Origin of the sequence: Rhizobium sp. N122, assembly GCF_002211295.1 — a bacterium.
Taxonomy (GTDB): domain Bacteria; phylum Pseudomonadota; class Alphaproteobacteria; order Rhizobiales; family Rhizobiaceae; genus Rhizobium.
In genome coordinates this window covers 1-22516 of record NZ_LOKU01000067.1, presented here as the reverse complement: position 1 = coordinate 22516, position 22516 = coordinate 1, and the positions used below count along the sequence as shown (strand labels likewise).

Sequence of the window (22516 nt, the reverse complement as noted above, 5' to 3'; positions counted from 1 at the left end):
CCATCACAGCGTACCTATTGCGTCCCAACAGTTCTCAGCCAGGCGCCTCCAATTTCAGCGCACTGGGCCTCCCACTCTGAGGCAAGATCTGCGATCTGGTTGAGCGTCGGGTCGGCATTTAGCAAGATGCCGACGCTAACGTGGTATGGTTCAAGTGGATCACTGTGATCAACACCGCCACATAAAAACTGCCGGTCCCCGTCTTCCCTAACGACGAGGAGCGCCGGCCGTTCACCCCGGGACATATGCCCACAGCAGTAGACGCCTAACCTTTGATTCTCGAATTTTGGGCTGCGCATTTCACACTGCTAACTTCTAGCCAGGTGCACATATACCCCGGCATTACGCGATGTAGCTGCGGCCCGGCGCATTGCCTAGCGCGCACGTTTCAAAGTAATGGCAAAACGAGGCTTGGATCCCGCCATATCGTTTTAGTACCCACTTGATGTATCGAAATTTCCGATATACATCATTTCTCCGGGAAATCTTGGGGGGATGATGGAACGTTCGTTTTTGACGATTGCCGCCGGCGAGAATAATGAGGCGATCCGGGCGCTTTCGGCGCCGGCGCGGGTTGAGATGCTCAAGTTGCTCTGCGCCAAAGGGCCGACAAATATCAATGATATCGCGCAGGCACTTTCCCTGCCGCAATCGACTGTTGCCACCGGCATCCAGATTTTGGAAGAGGCCGGCCTCGTCGAATCCCGGCTGGCCAAGGCGCGCAAGGGCAACCAGAAGATCTGCTCGGCCGTCTACAGCGAAATCCTGATCAGCTTCGAGGAAAGTGCCGCTCAACGGGCCAACAATATCATCGAAGTCGAGATGCCGGTGGGGCTCTACACCAGCTGCGACGTGCATGCGCCCTGCGGTCTTTGCTCCAGCGAAAGCGTCATCGGCCCCCTCGATGTGCCCGATTATTTCCTTGATCCGCAGCGCATGCAGGCGGGGCTCGTCTGGTTCGGCCGGGGCTATGTCGAGTATAAATTCCCCAACAATGCCAAGGTCTTGAATAAGGACATCCGAGCCATCGAATTTTCGATGGAGCTGTCGTCCGAGGTGCCCGGCACCAATCCGGACTGGCCTTCCGACATCACGCTCTGGGTCAACGGCATGGCGATCGGCACCTGGACCTCGCCCGGCGACTACGGCGACAAGCGCGGCGCCTTCACGCCGGCCTGGTGGAAGCTGGAAGGCTCGCAATATGGGGCGATGAAGACCTGGCGCATCTCGACGCGCGGCACCTTCATCGACGGTGTCGCCGCCTCGAATGTCACACTCGGCGATCTCGCGCTCGGCCAGCACTCGTCCATTCGGCTGCGCGTCGGCATCGCCGAGAATGCCGGCCACACGGGCGGCGTCAATATTTTCGGCCGCGGCTTCGGAAATCACGGCCGCGACATCATCATGCGGCTGCACGTCTGATTAGACAATATCGGAAATACTGATTTTAAAAGCCCGATTTTTTATTGATTCAGCGACGACTAATTTACAGCAAGCAATTGATATGAAATGAATTTTCTCCAATTGCGCAATAGTATGATTAAATGCGAACCTTGGTTGACACAACGACATTCCTGATATCAAGTTAGAGGCAAGAAAACAAAATTTCTGATACATAAACGGGAGGATCCGTTGAAGACCAATGTCGTTGCCCACCGCGATTTCCGCATCGCGACCATTGATTCCAGGCTCTACAGCTCGTTTCTCGAGCATCTCGGCAGAGCGATCTACGGCGGCATCTACGAGCCCGGACATCCGACAGCCGACGAGGACGGTTTCCGCCGCGACGTGCTCGATCTGGTGCGTGATCTCGACACGCCCTACTGCCGTTATCCCGGCGGCAATTTCGTCTCGGCCTATAATTGGGAAGATGGCGTCGGCCCGCGCTCTGAGCGCCCTGTCCGCCTCGACCTTGCCTGGCGCACCCGCGAAGCCAACCAGATCGGCGTCAACGAATTCGTCGACTGGTGCAAGAAGGCGAACACCAAGCCGATGCTCGCCGTCAATCTCGGATCCCGCGGCCTGGATGCCGCCCGCAATTTCCTCGAATATTGCAACCATCCCGGCGGCACTTATTATTCCGATCTGCGCCGCAAACACGGCTGGGCCAATCCGCACGATGTCAAATTGTGGTGCCTCGGCAATGAGATGGACGGACCCTGGCAGGTCGGCCACAAATCGGCCTATGAATATGGCCGGCTCGCGGACGAGACGGCCAAGGCCATGCGCGGCTTCGACAAGTCGCTCGAACTCGTGGTCTGCGGCTCCTCCAATTCCGACATGAAGACCTATCCCGATTGGGAGGCTCAGGTCCTCGAGCAGTGCTACGACAGCGCCGACCATATCTCGCTGCATATGTATTTCGCCAACCGCGAGAAGAATACGCTGAACTATCTCTCCCGCGCGACGAAGCTCGACCGCTACATCACCACGATCGGCGGCGTGATCGACTACATCAAGGCGAAAAAGCGCTCGAAGAAGACGATCGGCATTTCCTTCGACGAATGGAACGTCTGGTACCATTCCAACCAGCAGGACAAGGAAATCCTGGCGCGCGACGAGTGGCCGGATGCGCCGCATCTGCTTGAAGACGTCTATAATTTCGAAGACGTGCTGCAGGTCGGCGGTATCCTGAACACCTTCATCCGCCGTTCCGACCGGGTGCGCATCGCCTGCATCGCCCAGCTCGTCAACGTCATTGCCCCTATTATGACCGATGATGGCGGGGCCGCCTGGCGCCAGACGATTTATTATCCCTTCTACTACGCCTCCCGATATGGCCGCGGCGCAGCACTGCAGCTGGTCGTCGATGGCCCGACCTATGACAGCGACGAGGAGAACGACGTTCCCTATCTCGACGTCTCGGCCGTCCATTCCGAGGATGGCAAGACGCTGACCTTCTTTGCCGTCAACCGCCATCCGAACACGGCGCTCGATCTCGATGTGCGGCTGGAAGGTTTTGGGGCCGCGAGCGTCGTCGAGCAGGTGGAAATGACCCATAGCGATCTCGAAGCCGTCAACACGGCTCAGCGGCAAGATAAGGTCGCCCCCGTCAAAGCCGAGAGCGCTGAGATTGAGGACGGACGGTTGCGGGCGGCGCTGAAGCCGCTGTCCTACAACGTCATTCGGCTGTCGGTGTGACAGCCGCCGCCGGATAAGGCCCACTGGCCCCGGCTCAAGAGATTCGGCTCGACTGCGAGGAGGCAGGCGGGCCGGAAGGATGGTTCGCCAGAGCCCAGGACCTGAAGTCCCGGGCCTTTGCGAACCGACAACCGCGACGTGCCCATGCGTGCCCTTGCGGCCGCCGATCGTCGCTTTCTAGGGAGGAGTTCATGCAACAGTTGAAGAGGCTCGCCTTTGGCGTCGCGCTGGCCGCACTCGGCCTGACGGCGGCGGCCAGGGCCGATGACTACACCTCCTTGCCGCGCAAGGAGACGCTCATCGTCGAAAATCCGGAAGGGACGATCAAAAATCCCGGCTGGTTCAACATCTGGGTCAATGCCGGCGCCGGTGTTTCCACCGGTCTGCAGCAGCTGACCATGGATACGCTCTGGTATATCGACCCCGAACAAGGGCTTGGCGGCGCGACCTGGGATAATTCGCTCGCCGCCGACAAGCCGCAATATAATGCCGACTTCACCGAGATGACCGTAAAACTGCGCAAGGGGCTCTTCTGGAGCGACGGCGTCGAGTTCACGGCAGACGACGTGGTCTATACCGTCAAGACGCAGATGGATCACCCCGGCATGGTCTGGAGTGCGGCCTTCTCGGTGCAGGTGGCAAGCGTCGAGGCGACCGATCCCCAGACCGTGGTGTTCAAGCTGAAGAAGCCCAATTCGCGCTTCCACGCGCTTTTCACCGTGCGCTGGAACGGCGCCTGGATCATGCCCAAGCATGTGTTCGAGAAAGTGGCCGATCCGCTTCGCTACGATTTCGCCAATCCGGTCTCGCTCGGCGCCTACAAGCTCAAGGCCTACGACCCTCAGGGCAAGTGGTATACCTGGGAGAAGCGCGACGACTGGCAGAAGACATCGCTTGCCCGCTTCGGCGAGCCGGCCCCGAAGTATGTGACCTACGTCGATCCCGGCCCGCCGGATAAACGCACCATCGCCCAGCTCGAGCACAATCTCGATATCATCCACGACAATACGCCCGAGGGCATGTTCACGCTGAAGGAAAAATCCAAGTCGATCGAGACCTGGTTCCCGGGCTTCCCCTTCGCCCATCCCGATCCGACGCTTCCGGCGGTGATCTTCAACACCCAGGATCCGACCTTCAACAATCCCGATGTGCGCTGGGCGCTTGCCTTGCTGATCGACATCAAGGCCGTCGACATGGCGAGCTACCGCGGCACCGCCACGCTCTCGGCACTCGGTGTGCCGCCGACGGCGATCGCCATGAAAGACTATCAGGCGCCAATGCAGGATTGGCTGAAGGATTTCGAGATCGACACCGGCAAGCAGAAGATCAAGCCCTACGACCCGACGATCGGGCAGCAGGTCGCCGATCTCCTGCGCAAGCAGCCGAAATTCAAGGACCAGATCCCGACCGATCCTGAGGCGATCAGCACGGCCTTCGGCTATGGCTGGTGGAAGCCCAATCCGCAGGCAGCCGCCGAGCTGCTTGAAAAGGCCGGCTTCAAGAAGAGCGGCGGCAAATGGATGACCCCGGATGGCCAGCCGTTCAAGATCCGGATGACGGTGGAGGGCGACACGCGCTCCGTTTTCACCCGGGCCGGCACGCTGATCGCACAGCAATGGGCCGCCTTCGGCATCGATGCCAAAGCCGTGCCGACGACCAACCTGTGGCAGGTGGCGCTGCAGCCCGGCGATTTCCAGGTGGCGATTGCCTGGAGCGTCGAGACCTGGGGCGGCGATCCCGATCTGTCGTTCTTCCTCGACAGCTGGCACTCGCAGTTCGTCGCCAAAAAGGGTGAAGTTCAGCCGCCGCGCAACTGGCAGCGCTGGACCAATCCGGAACTCGACAAGATCATCGAGACCATCCGCGGCATCAGCGCCGACGATCCCAAGGGCATCGAGCTCGGCAAGGATTATCTGAAGCTGGTCGCCAAAGAAATGCCGACGATCCCGCTGATGTCCTACAACGTCTTCACCTCGATGGACACGACCTATTGGACCGGTTACCCCACCATCGCAGACCCCTATACCGACCCGGTTCCGAACTGGGCGAATTCCAGGCTGATGATGGTCAAGCTGAAGCCGGCTCAACCGAAATAATCCTCCCAACGCCGGCGCTTTAGCCACGCGCCGGCCCCTTATCGGCGGGCCCTGCCCGCCGATCCTTTCCTTCGATCCCTTCCCGGCGCTGAAGGAAACCAGAGAGGAACCACTGCCTTATGACGCCCTATCTGATCTTTGTGCTGAAGCGGTTCGGTCAGTTTCTGCTCGTCGTCTTTCTTGGCGTCAGCATCACCTTCTTCGTCACCCACCTGACCCCGATCGATCCGGTCGAAGAAAGCATAGGCGCCATCACCCAGATGGGGCAGTCCGATCCGAATGCGATCGAACTGATGCGTCAATCGCTGCGCGAGCTTTACGGCATGGAGGGCTCGATCTGGCAGCAATATGTACATTTCTGGCTGCGGCTTGCGACCGGCGATCTCGGCCCCTCGCTGTCGGCCTTTCCGACACCCGTTTCCACGATCATTCTGCGGTCCCTGCCCTGGACCATCGGGCTGATGACGGTCTCGACGCTGATCACCTTCGTGCTCGGCAATGCGATCGGCGCGCTTGCCGGCTATTACCGGAAGAACATGGTGCTGAAGGCCGTCAGCCTGGTCTGCATCGCCCTGCTGCCCATTCCCTACTATATCCTGGCCTTCGTGCTGCTCATCGTCTTCGGCTATCTCTGGCCGGTGCTGCCGATCAATGGCGGCTATGAGATGAACGCCAATCTGAACCTGTCGTTTTCCCTGGTGCTCGATATCCTCGAACATTCGATCCTGCCGGCCCTGTCGCTGATCCTTGTCGGTGCCGGCAGCTGGCTGATCGGCATGCGGGCGCTGGTGTCCAACATCATCACCGATGACTACGTCGTCTTCGCCGAACTCGGCGGGGTGCCGAAGCGGAAGATCCTCCGCTCCTACATCGCCCGCAACGCCATGGTGCCGCAATTCACCGGGCTTGCCATGTCGCTCGGCGCGATCTTCAACGGCACGGTCATCACTGAAATCGTCTTCGGCTATCCCGGCATCGGCAACCTGTTGATTTCGGCGGTGCATGCCGGCGACTACAGCCTGGTGCTCGGCCTCAGCGCCTTGTCGATCGTCGGCGTCGCCGCCGCCGTCTTCATCATCGACATTCTGAGCCCGCTGATCGACCCGCGCATCAAGGTGGAATAGGCCATGTTTACCATCGTCCGCGACCTCGCACGCCAGAACCTGGAATTTCTCTGCGGCCTGCTGCTCTTTGCCGTCATCGTCGGGTTCATCATCCTGTCCTATTTCTCGCCCTACGCGCCGACGGACATCTATCTTCTGCCGCCCGATATGCCGCCCGACGGCGATTACTGGCTCGGCACCACATCGCGCGGCCAGGACGTGTTCTGGCAGCTGACGACGGCGCTGCGCAACACGCTCTATTTCGGCATCGGCGTCGCCTTTCTCTCCCGCATCATATCGCTGGTCGTCGGCCTGGTCGCCGGTTATGCCGGCGGCGCGGTCGACCGGGTGCTGATGGCGATCAACGACAGCGTCATGGTCATCCCGCAATTTCCGCTGCTGATCCTGTTCTATTTCGTGCTGAAGGACAGCATGACCTGGACGACGCTGATCGTCATCATGGCCTCGCTCGGCTGGTCCTACGATGCACGCCTCATCCGCTCGGTGGCGATCGGCCTGAAGACCAGGCCGTTTACCACCCAGAGCGTCTATTCCGGCATGAGCATGCGCAAGATCCTGGTCGAGGAGCACCTGCCCTATGTGCTGCCGATCGTCTTCGCCACCACCATGAACAACATGATCTGGTCGATCGGCATGGAGATCACCCTTTCGGTGCTCGGCTTCACCGATATCGAGACGCCGACCATGGGCATGATGATCTACTGGGCCAATGCGCATTCGGCGCTGATATCGGGAGTGTGGTGGTGGGTGGCGGCGCCCGTCGCCGTCATCGTCATTCTGTTCCTGGCGCTCTTCCTGCTGTCGATGTCGATGAACGAATACAATGATCCGCGCAGCCGGCTGAACCGGATGGGAAGTTAGCATGGAGCCTTTGGTCGAAATCGAAAACCTGAAAGCCTATTACCGCGCCTTCCTTTTTGGCGTCGATCGCGAGGTGCGCGCCGTCGACGATATCAGCCTGACGATCGGCCGCGGCGAGGTCTATGGCGTCGCCGGCGAATCGAGCAGCGGCAAGACGACCCTGATCAAAACCATCGCCGGCGCCATCCGGCCGCCGCTGAGAGTCGTGTCGGGCAGCGTGAAATTCCACTTTGCCGGCGGCACGCAGGACATCTACGCGATGAAGCCGGAGGAGCGCATGGCGCTGCGCTGGAAGCATCTGTCCTATATCATGCAGGGCTCGATGAACGTGCTCAACCCGGTGCGCCGGATCCGCCATTCCTTCACCGATTTCGCCTTCCGCCACATGGCTGTCGGCAAACAGGTCTTCTTCGAAAGGGTCGCGGCCCATCTGCAGCGGCTGAAGCTCGATCCGCATCTGCTCGACGCCTATCCGCACGAACTCTCCGGCGGCATGCGCCAGCGCATGACCATTGCGCTCGCCACCATCCTGACGCCGGAATTCATCATCGCCGACGAGCCGACGACCGCGCTCGACGTCATCGTCCAGCGCGACGTGCTGTCGATGATCCGCGAGATCCAGCGCGAGATGGGCTCGTCCTTTCTGTTCGTCACCCATGATATGGGGGTGCACGCCACGGTGTCCGACCGCATCGGCATCGTCTATGCCGGACGTCTGGTCGAGGAAGCGCCGACCCCCAAACTCTTCAGCAAGCCGCTGCATCCCTATACGCAGCACCTCGTCGGCAGCCTGCCGCGCATCGGCGATGCGACGACGCGGCCGTCGCTGGAGGGGCGCCCGCCGAACCTTGCCATGCCGCCGGAAGGCTGCCGCTTTCACCCGCGCTGTCCGAAACGGATGGAAATCTGCTCGCAGAAGGTGCCGCCGCTCGTCACCGTCGAGCCGGAGCGCCGTGTGGCTTGTTTTGCAGTTACGGGAGATCAGGTTTGACCGCTCTGCTTCACCTCACGCATGTCACCAAAGTCTATCGCCAGGGCGGCATGCTCGGCCGGCGCCTGATCACCGCGGTCAAGGATGTCAGTTTCGAAGTCGGGGAAGAGCCGGAAATCCTGTCGATCGTCGGCGAATCCGGCTCGGGAAAATCGACGATCGCCGCAATGATCCTGGGGCAGACCGAACCGACGGAAGGGCAGCTGGAATTCTCCGGCCAAGCCGTCTCCATCCATAGCCGCTCCGAACGCAAGGCCTTCATGAAGGAGGTGCAGCCGGTTCTGCAGAACCCGTTCGAAGCCTTCAATCCGCTGAAGCGGGTCGACCGTTACCTGTTCGAAACCGCCCGCAACCTGTCGGGCCCGGGAAAGCGGATAGACCGGAAAGAAGCCGAGCGCATGGCCGATGCCGCCCTCGTGCATGTCGGCCTCACCCTCGAGGAAGTCAAAGGCCGCTTCCCCCACGAACTCTCCGGCGGCCAGCTTCAGCGTGTCGCCATCGCCCGCGCGCTGATCCCGCAGCCGCGCCTGCTGGTCGCCGACGAACCGGTCTCGATGGTCGACGCCTCGCTGCGCATGGCGATCGTCAACCTCTTCGGCCGGCTGAAGAGCGAACTCGGGCTGTCGATCATCTATATCACCCACGATCTGGCCACCGCCTATTACGTCAGCGACAACATCATCATCATGCGCAAGGGCGAGATCGTCGAACGCGGACCGGCCCGCCCGGTGCTGGATAATCCGCAGCATCCCTATTCGCGGGCGCTGAAGGAGGCGGTGCTGGCGGCGGATTTCAGCCCGGCGATGTGAGCGCCGGTCGCCGAGATCGGCTTGGCCTGGATGCTGTGTCCGATGTGGGGCCGCCGCCGCGGTGCATGACCATGACCGGTCTGCGGCCACAAAGTTCGGAAGGCTTGCACTTCCCGCACGAACAGGCTACATAGTGAACCAGATGGTTCAGTATGTAAGCCCTCCCCTCGATCTCTCATTTGCGGCGCTGGCCGATGCGACCCGCCGCGGGATCATCGATCAGCTTGGGCGGGGGGACGCGTCGATCACCAGTCTCGCGGACAAGTTCCAGATGACGCTGACCGGCATGAAGAAGCACGTCCAGGTTCTAGAGCGGGCTGGGCTCGTCGTCACGCAGAAGGTCGGACGGGTGAGAACCTGCAAGCTTGGGGAACGCGGCCTCAAGGCGGAGGCCGAGTGGATCGAAGCACATCGCAAGCTCTTCGAGGCCCGCTTCGAAACATTGGACGACATCATCAGCGAAATGAAACGGGAGGGACGCGATGACTGAGCAAGGCAACAGTACAGGTGGTGCGCGGAACCGCACGTTGGTCGAGCGCAGAGGCGATCGCGAACTTCTGGTAATCAGGACATTCGATGCACCGCCGAGCACGGTTTACAGGGCGTGGAGCCAGCCCGAGCTGTTCCAGCGCTGGTGGGTGCCGAAATCGGTGCCCGGCATTTCGCTCGTATCGTGCGAGATGGATGTCCGTACCGGCGGCAAATATCGGCTGGAGTTCGGCGCCGGCGGTTCCGACACCATGGCCTTCTATGGCAAATATCTCGAGGTGGTGCCAAACGAACGCATCGTCTGGACCAACGACGAGGGCGAAGAGGGCGCAATCACGACCGTGACCTTCGAGGACCAGGGCGGGAGGACGCTGCTGACTTTCCAGGAAGTCTATCCGTCCAGGGAAGCGCTTGAGGAAGCGCTGCAGGGCTCGGCCGCCGCATTGCCGGAGCAGTTGGAGCAGCTCGGCGAATTGCTCGCCAGCATCGGCGAGTAGCGCCGGTCGGAAAACTCGCCTCGAGGAGCCAAAAAAGCCCATGGGCATCAGGAACTATCTGATCGAAGGCGGCTCGGGAACGGGTAAGACATCTGTCGCGACCGAACTGGAGCGGCGGGGCTACCATGTCGTCCATGGCGACCGCGTTCTGGCCTATGTCGGCGATCCCGAAACCGGCCAGGCGCTCGCCGGACCACCCGAAGGCGCAGACCGCATCGTTTGGGGATACGCTCACTGGATCTGGCCTGTCGACAAGGTCCGCGCGATCGCTGCCGACACCACCCATCCTGCCACGTTCTTTTGCGGCGGTTCGCGCAATTTCCACAAATTCCTGGACCTGTTCGATCAGGTTTTCGTGCTCGACATCGATGTCGAGACGTTGAACCGTCGCCTGGACGGGCGGCCGGATAAGCCGGGCTTCGAGCCGGCCGAGCGGGCCCTGGTGCTCCGCTACCATCGTAGCCGGGAGTATCTTCCTGCCGGCAATAAGATCGACACGGCGAAACCCATCTCAGCTGTCGTCGACGATATCCTCGCTCTACTCACCTGAAACCCGCAAATTACTTGACTGCGATTATCAAGGATAATACGCGCTTCGCCAGTTTCTGCCATTCGAAGCGTAAGCATGATCCCCGCCGACCTGTTTCCTGAAATCGCTCGCGCTGATCAGCGCCCGGCCCTTATCTTCGCCGACGGACGGACGCTCTCCTATGCCGACCTCAATGCCCGAACGCTGCGCTTTGCCGAGCGGCTGGGACGCGGGGAAAAGCGGCTTGTGGCGATTTCGGCCGATGTTTCGGAACATGTGATCGTCGCCTATCTCGGCGCGTTGCGCGCCGGCCATGCAGTCGCCATGCTGCCGCCCTGCGATGACAGGCTGTGGCAAGAGTTTCTGTCAGCCTTTCGGCCTGATTTCACCTACCGCCCGGCCGACGGCCGCTGGCGGCTGGTCGAGGAAAGCCGGCCCAGTCAAAGGCAAAGGCAAAGCGACGCGCCGCTGCATCCGGATCTCGCCCTGCTGCTGATGACCTCGGGCAGTTCCGGCCTCGCGAAAGCCGTGCGCCTGTCCTATGCCAATCTTGACGCCAATGCGCGGGCGATTGCTCACTATCTCGAACTCTCCCCTGCCGACAGAACCGCGCTCGTCCTGCCGCTTCACTATTCCTACGGCCTTTCCGTCATCCATTCCCATCTCGTCGCCGGTGGCAGCATCTTCATTCCGGGCGTCTCCGTGGTGAGCGAGGATTTTGCAAGATTGCTCGGCGAAAGCGGCTGCACCAATCTTTCGGGCGTGCCCTATTCCTATGAGCTGATGGAAAGGACGCGCTTCCGAAGCCACGAGTTCAAAGCGCTGCGTTTCATGACGGTGGCCGGCGGACGGCTGGCGCCCCAGCTCATCCGCCGCTACCGCGACCATATGCGCGCGAAGGGCGGCCGCTTCTTCGTCATGTACGGCCAGACCGAGGCAGCCGCCCGCATCGCCTTCGTGCCGCCGGAAAGCGTGGGCGACAATGAGGAGCGGATCGGCATCGCCATTCCCGGCGGCAGCCTCAGCCTCGTCGGCGACGACGGTCATCCGCTCGACCGGCCTGAGGTTGCCGGAGAACTCGTCTATGCCGGCCCGAACGTGATGATGGGTTACGGCACTGACCGCGCCGATCTTCAGCGCGGCGCCGAGGTCGCGGCATTGAAGACCGGCGATATCGCCATGCGCGACGAGGACGGTTTCTTCCGGATCGTCGGCCGCAAGAGCCGTTTCGCCAAGGTCGCGGGGCTCCGGATCGGTTTCGACATCATGGAACAGGTTCTGGCCGAGAAGGGGATCGCGGCTGCTGTTGTCGGTGACGATCACGGTCTGCAGGCCTATGTGACCGATGCCGCTTCCGCCGATCGGGCGCTGGGAACGCTCGTTGAGGCGAGCCGTCTTCCGGCGAGCCTGGTCTCCGTCAGGGCGCGACGAGAGCTCCCGAGGCTTGCCTCCGGCAAGGTCGATTATACCGGCCTCCGCGAGGAGATGCTGGAGACGCGCGAGACGAGACGAGCGGCGGCAGTCAGCGTGCTCGATGCCTATGTCAGGGTCTTCTACCCCCGCAATGTTGGTCGCAGCGACAGCTTCGTCTCGCTCGGCGGCGATTCACTCCGCTTCCTGCAATTGACGATGGAGCTCGACAGGCTTGGCATCGCGCTGCCGGAAGGCTGGGAGCAGACGGCGATCGCCGAGCTCGATGTCGGCCCACACACTGCACGGACCGACAGCGCCGAGGTCAGGGCGCTGCCGACCGATCTGGTGCTGAGGGCGATCGCCATCCTGCTCGTCGTCACCCATCACGAGATGCTCTGGCCCATTCCCGGCGGATCGGGCGTGATGCTGCTTCTCGTCGGCTTCAGCCTGGCACGCTTCCAGTCGGGCCATTTCCTCGCCGGCAATTTCCGCCATGCGCTGCGGCCGGCAATCAATGTTCTCATCCCCTATTTTCTCATCGTCGCCGCCTATGGGCTCGCCTGGCGCACCGTTCCCTGGGCCTCGGTCACGCTGACCGGCAATTTCGGCTATGCCGAGCCGGAACGTCACGAGATGCTTCCCTATCTCTACTGGTTCATCGAAGCCTATGCGCAGACGCTTCTCGTCTTCTTAATGGTTTTTGCCGTGCCTGCTGTGCGCAGGCTGGCGCGGGCGCACCCCTTTGCCTTCTCGCTCGCGCTGCTCGGGCTGGCGGTCGCGGCGCGGTTTTCTCTGCCGCTGCTCTTCGGTATCGGCAGGCGGCAGATTTTCACCATCTACTGGGGTCTGCATCTCGGCATGTTCGGCTGGTGCGCGGGCCTTGCCGGCAAGACGGCGCAGCGGATCATCCTGACGGGAGTGGCCGCCGCCGTGCTTGGTTATCTCGCCTTCTGGGAAACGCTCTGGATCGGGACGACGATCAAATATCTGACGATCTTCGCAGCGCTTCTCGCCCTTCTCTACCTGCCGCGCATTCATCTGCCCGCGCGGCTGGGGCGTGTCGTGACGCTGATCGCCGTCTCGGCCTTTCCCACCTACCTGCTGCACCGTTTCGTGCCGGAACTGCTGATGCCACAGGCAGCGGCCGTGCTGCCGGCTCCCCTCTTTCATCTGCTGGCGATATCCGGTGGCCTGGCGCTCGGCGTCATCGCCAACAAAATCGCGGCCGACCTTCGCAATCTGCTCGGCGGGATAGCAATTGCCCGTGGCACGGGCAGACGTCCGGTGATGGCGGAGACTGTCTGAACTGCAAGCGAACAGCAGAATATATTAGCATCGCCGCACGAAAAGCTTGCATGCAGGCATTAAATCGGATGTCCTGAGCATGGCTTCAGTGGTGTCTTAACAGAGAGTAATATCTCTACTGCCGCTTCCTGACATTTTTAGAGAATACGCTGGCGCAAATGCGCTACGTGTCAACCGACTGTTATCATCAGAATAAAAATTGGCGCGTGCGAAGCCATTGAGCGCGGGAAGTAGCGCGTCCCACCACGCCAATACCCTACGCCGCGCGCACCCTGTCGCGGCCGCTCAGCTTGGCGGCGTAGAGCGCCTGGTCGGCGCGCCGGCAAAGGTCCGAGGCGCTGTCTGTCGGCAGGCAGGCGGCGATGCCGGCCGAGCAGGTGTAGCTGAAATCGGGCGAGTCCGGCAGCGGCCGGGAGAAGCGGATCACCGTCAGCATGCGCTCGATCATGGCAATGGCGTCTTCCTGGGCGGTTGCCGGCATGACGAGAAGGAATTCCTCGCCGCCGACCCGGCCGAAACAATCGTTGCGGCGCACATTCTGATGAATGCGATGGGCGAAATCGCGCAGCACGAGATCGCCGGCGTGGTGGCCGAGCCGATCGTTGATCTGCTTGAAATTGTCGATGTCGAAGACGGCAAGGCAGCCGCTGCTTCCTTGCCGGGCGGCGGCCAGCATGTCTTCGACGCGGGCCATGACGAAACGGCGGTTGGCGACGCCGGTGAGTTCGTCGGTATAGGACGCTTTGATCGCCTGATCGCGATCCTGCCGGACCGTCCTGCCATGCGCCCTGAGCCTGGTGATGTCGCTGGCGATGCACAACATCCAGCCGTTACTCTGTACCGTCTCGGTCATCCATAGCCAGCGGCCGTCGAACAAATCGGTCTCGAAGGCGCGATAGCCGATCTTGCCGCGGCGCGACTGGGTCGAGCGCAGCCACGCCTCGAAATTATCGGTGCGGATGACGGTGCCTCGGCCGAGCTCGAAATTGCGCCGCATCAGATCCGGCCACAGTGGCGTCTCGTCCGGCTCGATGAAATAGGCCGAACGAAAGGCGCTGTTGGCATATTGCAGCCGGTCATCGCCATCATAAACCGCAATCAGCGTTTCGGTGTGTGCGGAAAGATTGAGAAGCTGTTCGACGAGCGCGTCCATACCGAACCCTGTGTGGTTGCCCTGGCATGACATGGCGCAGAAATCCTATGAGGAAAGAGCCGGCTGCGGCAAGCAAAGGCACTTCCCGTGATTACGGAAACGTCAACAAGAACATTTCGCCGCGGCTGGTTTACCGCAGCGCGCTGTTGAGATCATGCAACCCGACCGTCAGCATCATGGGGTCGGATGGCGAGGGCAGGAAGCCGACCGCCTCATAAAAGGCGCGCGCATCCTCGGAAATCGCATGCACCAGCAGACCGCGGATTCCGAGGATTTCTGCGGCAGTCAACAGGCGCAAGGCGGTGCCGGCGGCGGATTCAGTTCGGCGACGTGAGTGCCGCGCGTAATGAAATCAGGCCGTAAGCCTTGCGCTCACAGCCCCGGCATGGATGCCGGAGTGCGGGCACCATGGCGCACGGCATGGATGATAATTTCGGCTTCGGTGACTTCATAAAAGTTGAGGTAGGGGTAAGGGACCGTCGTCAAGCGGCGAATGGCCGAGTCTTCGGTGCGCTTGCCGATGAACGGCTGCTCGGGAAGTTTTTCGATCAGGAATTTGATACGCTGCCGTACACGGCGTGCGCCCTGCGGCGAACGCGGGTCGAGATATCCGGCAATGTCTTTCAGGTCGGCTAGAGCATGATGCCGAAAAGTGTGAGCGGTTTTCGGACGACATCATGCTCTAACTCTTTAATTTAGAACAGGATGATTTTAGGCCAACCGGGCCTAAAATCATCCTGTTCTAGGGCCGGTTTCGTGTAGCGAAGTCTCACAGGCCGTAGCTGGCCCATACGGCGCGAACTTCTTCATCGCCTGCAAATTCGCCCCGCGCAGCGGCGGCTTTCGATTCTGCAATCGCCGCCCGCTCCCCGGCGGTCAAAGACACAGGCTCCTGCTCGTCGGCAAGGTGCAGCAGCACGCGCGCCAACTCATCCTGCATATCTGGAGGAAGGGCGCGGACGCGCTCGACGGCTTGTTCCAAAAGGTCTGTCATACCCCATTATGCCTGGAAATTCCGGACGGAAAAAGGAAAAACATGCTTCGCCAAAAGGCGACGGCGCGGTCTCCTATCGGTCGCGGTCAAAATCTCGATTGCGGCTCCGATCGCATGCCCCAGAACGCCGCGGGCTCCTGTCCGGAGACGCGCGGCGCTACCAGCCGGTATGCCTATTTCCCGTCCGACTGTCCCGATGGTTTCGTGGCGGCATTCAGGACGCCGTCCTGCAAGCCCACCTCGTCGGCAAGAATGGCGGCGGCTTCGTCGAGCAGGACGTCTTTTGCGTTCTTGCGGGCGTTTTCGAGGGCGATATCGGCGCTCAGGCTGCGCTCGCCCGCCTCCAGGCCATCATCGCCGGCGGGGTTGTCGCCATCGCTCGCCTGCGCCCGCTCCTTGAAGCGCTTCTCGCGCGCCGCCGCTTCCTTGCGGCGTTCGGCTTCGTTCAGGGAGACCATGCCTTTCTCGCGCTGCGCCTTCAGGTCGGCAATGTCTTTCACCAGGCGCTGGAAATCCGGATCGCCCTTGACCCGCGCATCATGGCGGCTTTGCAATGCCGGCAGCAAGGCCGTGACATTGCCTTCGGGCGCGTATTTCGCCGGCTTGATCTCCGCCCATGGCAGGGCATTGTCATAGCTGGTCTCGCCGAAGCTCGTCGGATCGGACAGCCCCGGCAGGTTGATATCGGGGGTGACGCCGCGCAGCTGCGTGGTGCCGCCATTGACCCGGAAAAACTGGGCGATCGTCACCTTCAGCTCGCCATATTCGGGCTTGCTGTTGTGCACCATCTGGTCGAGATCGACGACCGTCTGCACCGTGCCCTTGCCGAAGCTGCCTTCGCCGACAATCACGCCGCGGCCGTAATCCTGGATGGCCGCGGCAAAAATCTCCGAGGCCGAGGCCGAGCCGCGATTGATCAGCACACCCATCGGGCCTGACCAGACAGGCTCTGCCAGATCCGAGCTTTTGACCTCGATCTTGCCGTCGCTGCGACGCTGCTGCACGACCGGGCCCTTGCCGATGAAGAGGCCGGTCAAATCGATCGCCTCGTCCAGGGAGCCGCCGCCATTGTTGCGCAGGTCCATGAGAACGCTGTCGACCTTTTCATCCTTCAGCTCGCCGAGCAGCTTGGCGACATCCCGGCTGGCGCTCTTGTAATCCTTGTCGCCTTTGCCCTTGGCTTCAAAATCCTCATAGAAGACCGGCAGCGTGATGATCCCGATCTTGCGCTCGGTATCGCCGACTTTCACGGTCTGCACGGTCTTCCTGGCGGCCTGCTTTTCCAGGCTGATCTTATCGCGCACCAGGCTGACGACGCGATGCGTGGCATCGGCGCCGGCATCGGCCGGCAGGATATCGAGGCGCACGACGGAGCCTTTTTTGCCGCGGATCATCTGCACGACCTCATCCAGCCGCGTGCCGACCACTTCCTTGATCGGCCCGTTCTTGCCCTGGCCGACGCCGGTGATGCGGTCCCCGACCGCAAGCTTGCCGGAAAGCTCCGCCGGCCCGCCGGGCACCAATTCGCGGATCGTCGTATAATCGTCGCGCTCCTGCAGCACCGCCCCGATGCCGAACAGCGACAGCTTCATCGACACATCGAAATCGGCCGAGGCGGCGGCGCCGAAATAATCCGTGTGCGGATCGATCGCATTCGAATAGGCGTCCATGAACGACTGGAAAACGTCGTCGCTCTTGAATTTGTAAGCGCGCTCGAGCGTGTTTTCATAGCGTTTGTCGAGCGTTTCGCGGATGGCCGCATCGGCCTTGCCGCCGAGCTTCAGCCGCAGCCAATCGCTTTTGACGCGCTTGCGCCACAGCTCATCGCTCTCGGCTTGCGACTGCGGCCAGGGCGCCTTCTCGCGCAGCACCGAATAATTGTCCTGCCCGCTGAAATCGAAATCCTGCTTCAGCAGGCTGCGCGCATAGGTCATGCGGTCGACGACGCGCTGTTCATAGGCGTTGAAGATCGCAAACGGGATCTTCAAATCCTTCCGCTCGATGGCATCGTCGATCTCGCTGCGCTCCGCCATGAACTTGTCGATATCGGCCTGCAGGAACAGCATACGGTCCGGATCCAGCGACTTGATGAACCCATCCATCACCCGCGCCGACAAGGCGTCGTCGAGCGGAACCGGCTTATAGCTATAGCGCGAGAGAAATTGTGCGCTCAACTGAGCCGCTTCTGCCTGTCGCTCCAGCGGCGCCAAAACCGGCGGCGATGCGACTTCAGCGGAGGCGGACTGTACGAGTGCAAGAAATGCACTGAGAAAAACGTAAGCTATGCGCATGCAGCGTTGATCCAATTCTTCATGCCGAGGGTGGATGTGTGAACTAAGTGAGGCAATTGTGGTTTTTTGGCAAGCGGCGAGGAACTTCGTCTGGGCAGCCGCAAAAGCATCCGGGCTGATCGGCCAGGAGGCCGTGAAGCGTATCGGAGCGAAATCGTTCTGCGAGAACGGCTCGTATCGGACGTCCGGCAGCATAGCTGCGCGCGAGCATGAGGTGGCGGGAACGTTTCAGTGTGCGGTGCCCGATTTCTCCTTTGCCCTCACAATGGCGTCCGCTTCCTTGCCGTATAGTTCCTCGAAGTGATCGAAGGCCTTGGAAAAATAACCAATGCCCTGCGTTGCCGAGCGCAGCGCCCGCGCCAGTTCGTCCAGTGCGCCGCCCGGAACGAGCGCCCGGAAGATGTCCCAACCCTTGGCGGTTTCATCCCGGTCGAAGCCGAGAACCTGGCCGTTGAGGGCAGAGACGATCTGGACGAGGCTGCCCGAATAGACCGACGGAATGTGAATCTCGCTGCGGAAGACCGGCTGCATCAAGACGGTCGACCCTTCGGCAAGCGCCTGACGCACCCCCATTTTCGACGCGGTGCGGAAGGCGTGTTCCGAACTGTCGACGGTATGGTGCTGACCATCTGACAGCGTTACGCCGACATCGATGACCTCGAAGCCTAGCGGTCCTTTCTCCATCGCTTCGCGCGCGCCCGCTTCGACGGCGGGGAAGTAATTGCGCGGAACGGCGCCGCCCTTGACGGTTTCGCCAAAGGTGAAGCCCTGGCCGCGCTCGTTGGGGTGAATGCTCAGCTTCACATCCGCGAATTGCCCGGCACCGCCGGTCTGTTTGCGATGGCGGTAATGAACCTCCGATGGTTTCGTGATTGTCTCGCGGTAGATCGGGCTGGGCGTTCGGTCGGTCACGGAGATGTGAAAGACTTCCGCCAGCGTTCGGCAAAGTTCACGCAGATGTACCGGCCCCTGGGCGCGGACGAGTTGAGCGCCCGTGCCTTCCTCCTGCAAGACTTTCAGGCCGCGATCCGTCTCGGACAGTTTTGCCAGCGTTTCGGAAAGCTTGTTTTCATCGCGCTCGCTGCCCGGAATGAGAATCCTTTCAAGCATCGGCGTGGGTGGTTCCGTCCACTCGGGCGGGGCGATCACCGCGCCGGGGATCAACAGCGAAGGGACGCGCAGATGGTCGGACTTGACGGTCGCGAAGACCTCCCCGGGTGCCGGCAGAACCGCCGCATTGGACCGCCCGTTTGCGAGATTTTGCACGGCGCCGAGGCCGGAGCCGCCGAGCAATGCGCCTTGCCGCAGTCCCTCGCCAAGGGCGCGCACCAGCACCGTCTTGCCGATATTCTGGCGATGATAGGCATGGAAGCTCACGGCCACCAGCTTGCCTTCATCGACGGTTCCCGCATGAGCAAGACGCTGCCTGAGAATCCCGACCGGCGGCGCCTCGTGACGCAGCGCCTTCATCAGCCTCATCATGCCGTTGCCGTGACTTGCAGCACCGATCAGGACCGGGATAATCCTGTTTTCCCTGAGAACCCGTGATGAAATGGCATAGAGCGCGTCGCTGGGGGGCTCGCGGTCCTCGATCAGTTCCTCGAGAAGCCAGTCATCGAATTCGGAGAGGTGTTCCAGGAGCTCGGTGCGCGCTTCGTGCTCGCGTTCGGCAGTGCTTTCGGGGATGGCGATCAGCGCCGAAGTCTGGCCTTCCCGATAGCGCCACGCCCGTTCCGAAATCAGATCGCAACTGCCGACGATCCTGTCCCCCTCGCGGATCGGGATCTGGCGAAGCAAAAGGGTGTGGCTGGCGTAGTCTTGAAGCGCGGCGATCACGTCCCTCAACCGCCCTCTCGGTTCGTCCATCCGGTTGACGAAGAGGATACAAGGCGTCCCCGAGGCTTCGACGATCCTGAGATAGGGCGCGGCGAGCACCGCCTCCTCGGGTGCCGATGAAACGCACAATATGCAGGCGTCGCTGGCAAGAAGCGCGTGCTGCGCATGCGCCAACGCTTCGTTGGGTCCTGGCGCATCCAGCGCACACCACGCCTCGCTTCCAAAGGTGAACTCTGTGAGGTTCAATCCATAAGGAGAGCTAGATTTTCTCGGCGTCCCCTCCAGCGAGCCGAGCTTTTCCACGACTGTCGATTTTCCGGTCTGCGAGGGTCCAAGCACGGTAAAGCAACGCATCAGCCTTCCTCCAACTGCCATAACCACAATTTTCAGCCATCATAGGATGCCCTGAACCGCTGCAAGGCGCCAGAGGTGTTCAGTTTGACGACGCTTTGACCTGGACTTGCGTTTATCGTCGTGTGTTCTGGGCGGCCCGAAATTCTCGCCCGCTTCATGCAATGCTGGATGGATGATGGAAAAGCGCGGTCATGGGGCCAAGCTACTTAACGATCATGACCGGGTGAAAACTACCAGGATAATCGGCGTTGGTCACCTTGAACCGAAACGACCCAAAACCTCGGAGAATAGTTGACACCAAGTTCCTGAATCTATGTGATAATGTCATTTGTCATAGATCGGAAAACCATGGCGCGAAGCACTCAACCTCCATCACCAAAGGCAGCAAATCTAAGTTCCGAGCAAATGCGTCGGGGCATCGTGAGGCTTCAGAAACGGATCGCGGATCTTGAAGCCTTCGACCCAAATTCGGTCACGGCATCAAATAGCCCAGAAGTTAACAGCCTCGAGACAGCGATCGAAGCCACCTTGTCGGCGGTCTTTGGCAATGGAACGATAGAATATCACCGTTACCACAGCGCGGCCCATCTCGACTACATGATAATGATCATTGGGCGAGGCGCAACTCCTCCGAGCGAGGTTCGAGCGGTAGTCGCAAAGAATCTGGCGCGGTCGCTCGCCACCTTGAAGCAGGCTGTAAAAGATTTGGAGGAGGAGCTTGAGCACACTTTGCAAGAAGCCGTTCAAGCGGATCCTGTCGTGAGCCATCCTATATCAAATCGGATATTTCTTGTTCATGGCCGCGACAATGAGTCCAAGAATGAAGTAGCACGCTTCCTCGAAAGGATCGGCCTAGAAGTGATCATTCTTCATGAGCGCCCCAATTTGGGTCGGCACCTCCTGACGAAGTTTCAGGAAGAGGCTGGTGACGTGGGTTTTGCCGTGGTGCTGATTACTCCTGACGATGAAGGAGGATTGGCGGGAGCACTAGTACCTGAGCCCAGAGCGAGGCAGAACGTCATATTCGAGTTGGGATTCTTTATAGGCAAATTGGGAGCTTCCCATGTTGCTCCCCTGGTTAAGAATGATGTGGTGAGGCCATCCGACTTTGACGGAATTGGCTACATTCCGCTCGATAGCGCAGGTGGATGGAAAGGGCTTCTCGCGCGAGAGCTGCGCGGAGCGAAAGTGCCATTCGATGCGGAGAAGGTGTTTGAGGCGTGAAGATGCAGGCCGAAGGAGGCTCGCCGAGAGCACCAAATCGTCTTGGCATAAAATGACCACTCCGCTTGACGTGCAATTGTAGTATTGCTCAACTGCAGGGTTATTTCAAAAAGCTAAGGCACATGGCGGAAAACGAAACTTTGTTGATATCGGAGACCGATCGAGCGCTCGACGATGTCTCCGCCGATGAATACGGCTTTAATGACATCGCGAAAAAGCTTGCACCATCCCTGGTTGACGCAGCCAAAAGCGATGGCATGGTCATTGGCATTGAGGGGCCCTGGGGATCGGGCAAAACAAGCCTGCTGAATTTTCTCAAGAAGCAGCTTGCCGCGCGCGAAGCTGATCGGCTGCATGTGATCACGCTCGCGCCTTGGCTCACCGGGGACAACATCAGTCTGATCGAGACATTGACCGATGCGATGGCGGACACTCTCGACAAGGAGGAGGAGAAATCCAGCCCATCTGGTTTCTGGTCCCGCAGGAAAAAAGAGGCAGCCAGCTATACCGATCTCTTTCGAAAATATGGTGCCCGCACGGGGCGGGCGCTGGCGCCGGTCGCAAATCTTGCAGGCATGATCTACCCCGCCGCTGCCATTGTCGGAACCGGGTTGGGTGTGGGAACTGACTACCTGGAAAAGCTGGGGCGAACCCCGACCGATGCGGAAGTGAAGAAGCTCATCTCCGACAAGCTCGCCTCGCTCGATGTCCGGTTTCTGGTTCTCATCGACGACCTCGATCGCCTGGAACCCCAGCAGGCGGTCGAGGTCATACGCATGGTCCGTTCCGTCGCAGATTTCCCCAAAGTGGCATATGTCATGTGTTATGATCGATCCGTTCTTGCGCATGCATTGGAACGTAGCCTGCATGTGAAGGACGGCGATCTCTTTCTGCAGAAAGTGGTCCAGCTCACCTTTGCCATCCCCCTACCGGAGCCCTTCGATCTGCGGATTTCGCTTCGAAGCAAGGCGCTGGCTATCTGTCGCGAGGTCAATGGCAAGGATCCGGACGCGGCGCAGCAAGGCGAGATCAGCCGCGCCATCGATCGGGAAGGCGCGGGCCTGAAGACCCCGCGAGAGGTCAAGCTTGTCCTCAACGCCATCAAGTTCGCCTATCGCAGCATGGCCGACGACCTATATTTTCCAGATCTCTGCCGGATAAGCTTGTTGAAGATTTTGAACCCGCCGCTTTATCGCTGGCTCGAGCACTATCTCTCGGTTCGATCGGTGATTTTTACCGGGGATGCAGAAATGGCCGAGGATGATACGCCAGCCACAGTCAACCGCATCCTCAAGCGCCTTGGCCTGAACAAGCTCAAGGCCTTGGCCCCGGCTGAGCCGGTGCGGCGCTACGAACGCGACCAGCCCGGCGAACTCATCCATATCGACATCAAGAAACTCGGCAAATTC

17 protein-coding genes and 3 pseudogenes are annotated in these 22516 nt (G+C 60.6%); 14 read left to right on the top strand and 6 right to left on the bottom strand.

Annotated features, from left to right (window positions below; translation table 11 throughout):
- The first annotated feature begins 495 nt into the window (after positions 1 to 495).
- The 11 genes from ATY75_RS29545 (at position 496) to ATY75_RS29495 (ending at position 13255) form a co-directional block, all read left to right on the top strand.
- The gene (locus tag ATY75_RS29545) at positions 496 to 1422 is read left to right on the top strand and encodes an ArsR family transcriptional regulator (protein WP_190241451.1); all 927 of its coding nucleotides are present in this window, start codon (positions 496 to 498) and stop codon (positions 1420 to 1422) included.
- A 210-nt stretch (positions 1423 to 1632) separates the two neighbouring features.
- Positions 1633 to 3141, top strand: coding sequence for an alpha-N-arabinofuranosidase (locus tag ATY75_RS29540; RefSeq protein ID WP_088940203.1), 1509 nt, complete (start codon positions 1633 to 1635; stop codon positions 3139 to 3141).
- A gap of 191 nt (positions 3142 to 3332) precedes the next feature.
- Positions 3333 to 5237 carry an ABC transporter substrate-binding protein gene (locus ATY75_RS29535; RefSeq protein ID WP_088940202.1) on the top strand — a complete coding sequence of 635 codons (1905 nt, stop codon included), beginning with the start codon at positions 3333 to 3335 and terminating at the stop codon, positions 5235 to 5237.
- Between the two features lie 119 nt (positions 5238 to 5356).
- Positions 5357 to 6361 carry an ABC transporter permease gene (locus tag ATY75_RS29530; RefSeq protein ID WP_088940201.1) on the top strand — a complete coding sequence of 335 codons (1005 nt, stop codon included), beginning with the start codon at positions 5357 to 5359 and terminating at the stop codon, positions 6359 to 6361.
- Between the two features lie 3 nt (positions 6362 to 6364).
- The gene (locus tag ATY75_RS29525) at positions 6365 to 7222 is read left to right on the top strand and encodes an ABC transporter permease (RefSeq protein WP_064843177.1); all 858 of its coding nucleotides are present in this window, start codon (positions 6365 to 6367) and stop codon (positions 7220 to 7222) included.
- Between the two features lies 1 nt (position 7223).
- Positions 7224 to 8213 (top strand): ABC transporter ATP-binding protein, encoded by a 990-nt coding sequence (locus ATY75_RS29520; RefSeq protein ID WP_088940200.1) that lies wholly within the window; start codon positions 7224 to 7226, stop codon positions 8211 to 8213.
- Positions 8210 to 9022 (top strand): ABC transporter ATP-binding protein, encoded by an 813-nt coding sequence (locus ATY75_RS29515; protein ID WP_088940199.1) that lies wholly within the window; start codon positions 8210 to 8212, stop codon positions 9020 to 9022. Before ATY75_RS29520 ends, ATY75_RS29515 begins: the two co-directional genes overlap by 4 nt.
- 142 nt (positions 9023 to 9164) lie before the next feature.
- Positions 9165 to 9512, top strand: coding sequence for a metalloregulator ArsR/SmtB family transcription factor (locus ATY75_RS29510; protein ID WP_088940376.1), 348 nt, complete (start codon positions 9165 to 9167; stop codon positions 9510 to 9512).
- On the top strand, positions 9505 to 10008 hold the full coding sequence (locus ATY75_RS29505) for an SRPBCC family protein (protein ID WP_088940198.1): 504 nt from the start codon (positions 9505 to 9507) through the stop codon (positions 10006 to 10008). The genes ATY75_RS29510 and ATY75_RS29505 overlap by 8 nt, the downstream gene beginning before the upstream one ends.
- 40 nt (positions 10009 to 10048) lie before the next feature.
- A complete protein-coding gene (locus ATY75_RS29500; RefSeq protein WP_088940197.1) occupies positions 10049 to 10558 on the top strand; it encodes a nucleoside kinase in 510 nt (169 codons plus the stop codon).
- Between the two features lie 75 nt (positions 10559 to 10633).
- Positions 10634 to 13255, top strand: coding sequence for an AMP-binding protein (locus tag ATY75_RS29495; protein WP_088940196.1), 2622 nt, complete (start codon positions 10634 to 10636; stop codon positions 13253 to 13255).
- Positions 13256 to 13511: 256 nt separating this feature from the next.
- Here the strand turns inward: ATY75_RS29495 and ATY75_RS29490 are convergent, their stop codons facing one another.
- From ATY75_RS29490 to ATY75_RS29465, 6 genes and pseudogenes are all read right to left on the bottom strand, one after another.
- Complete coding sequence (locus ATY75_RS29490; protein WP_088940195.1) at positions 13512 to 14408, bottom strand: GGDEF domain-containing protein; 897 nt, start codon at positions 14406 to 14408, stop codon at positions 13512 to 13514.
- A gap of 130 nt (positions 14409 to 14538) precedes the next feature.
- Positions 14539 to 14718: pseudogene (locus tag ATY75_RS29485) on the bottom strand (GNAT family N-acetyltransferase); the annotation flags it as partial.
- Positions 14719 to 14780: 62 nt separating this feature from the next.
- Positions 14781 to 15026, bottom strand: coding sequence for a type II toxin-antitoxin system RelE/ParE family toxin (locus tag ATY75_RS29480; protein ID WP_245317662.1), 246 nt, complete (start codon positions 15024 to 15026; stop codon positions 14781 to 14783).
- A gap of 151 nt (positions 15027 to 15177) precedes the next feature.
- On the bottom strand, positions 15178 to 15390 hold the full coding sequence (locus ATY75_RS29475; protein ID WP_348627421.1) for a hypothetical protein: 213 nt from the start codon (positions 15388 to 15390) through the stop codon (positions 15178 to 15180).
- A 185-nt stretch (positions 15391 to 15575) separates the two neighbouring features.
- Positions 15576 to 17693: a carboxy terminal-processing peptidase gene (locus ATY75_RS29470; RefSeq protein WP_088940374.1), complete on the bottom strand. Its 2118-nt coding sequence runs from the start codon at positions 17691 to 17693 to the stop codon at positions 15576 to 15578.
- A gap of 228 nt (positions 17694 to 17921) precedes the next feature.
- Entirely contained in the window at positions 17922 to 19883 is a 1962-nt protein-coding gene (locus tag ATY75_RS29465; protein WP_088940192.1) for an elongation factor G, read from the bottom strand.
- Positions 19884 to 20231: 348 nt separating this feature from the next.
- Here ATY75_RS29465 and ATY75_RS29460 point away from each other — a divergent pair, with 348 nt between their 5' ends.
- The 3 genes and pseudogenes from ATY75_RS29460 to ATY75_RS34325 form a co-directional block, all read left to right on the top strand.
- On the top strand, positions 20232 to 21107 hold the full coding sequence (locus ATY75_RS29460) for a nucleotide-binding protein (RefSeq protein WP_210199563.1): 876 nt from the start codon (positions 20232 to 20234) through the stop codon (positions 21105 to 21107).
- A gap of 122 nt (positions 21108 to 21229) precedes the next feature.
- Positions 21230 to 22216, top strand: a pseudogene (locus ATY75_RS29455) (P-loop NTPase fold protein); the annotation flags it as partial.
- Between the two features lie 156 nt (positions 22217 to 22372).
- Positions 22373 to 22516 (top strand): annotated as a pseudogene (locus ATY75_RS34325) (IS481 family transposase); the annotation flags it as partial.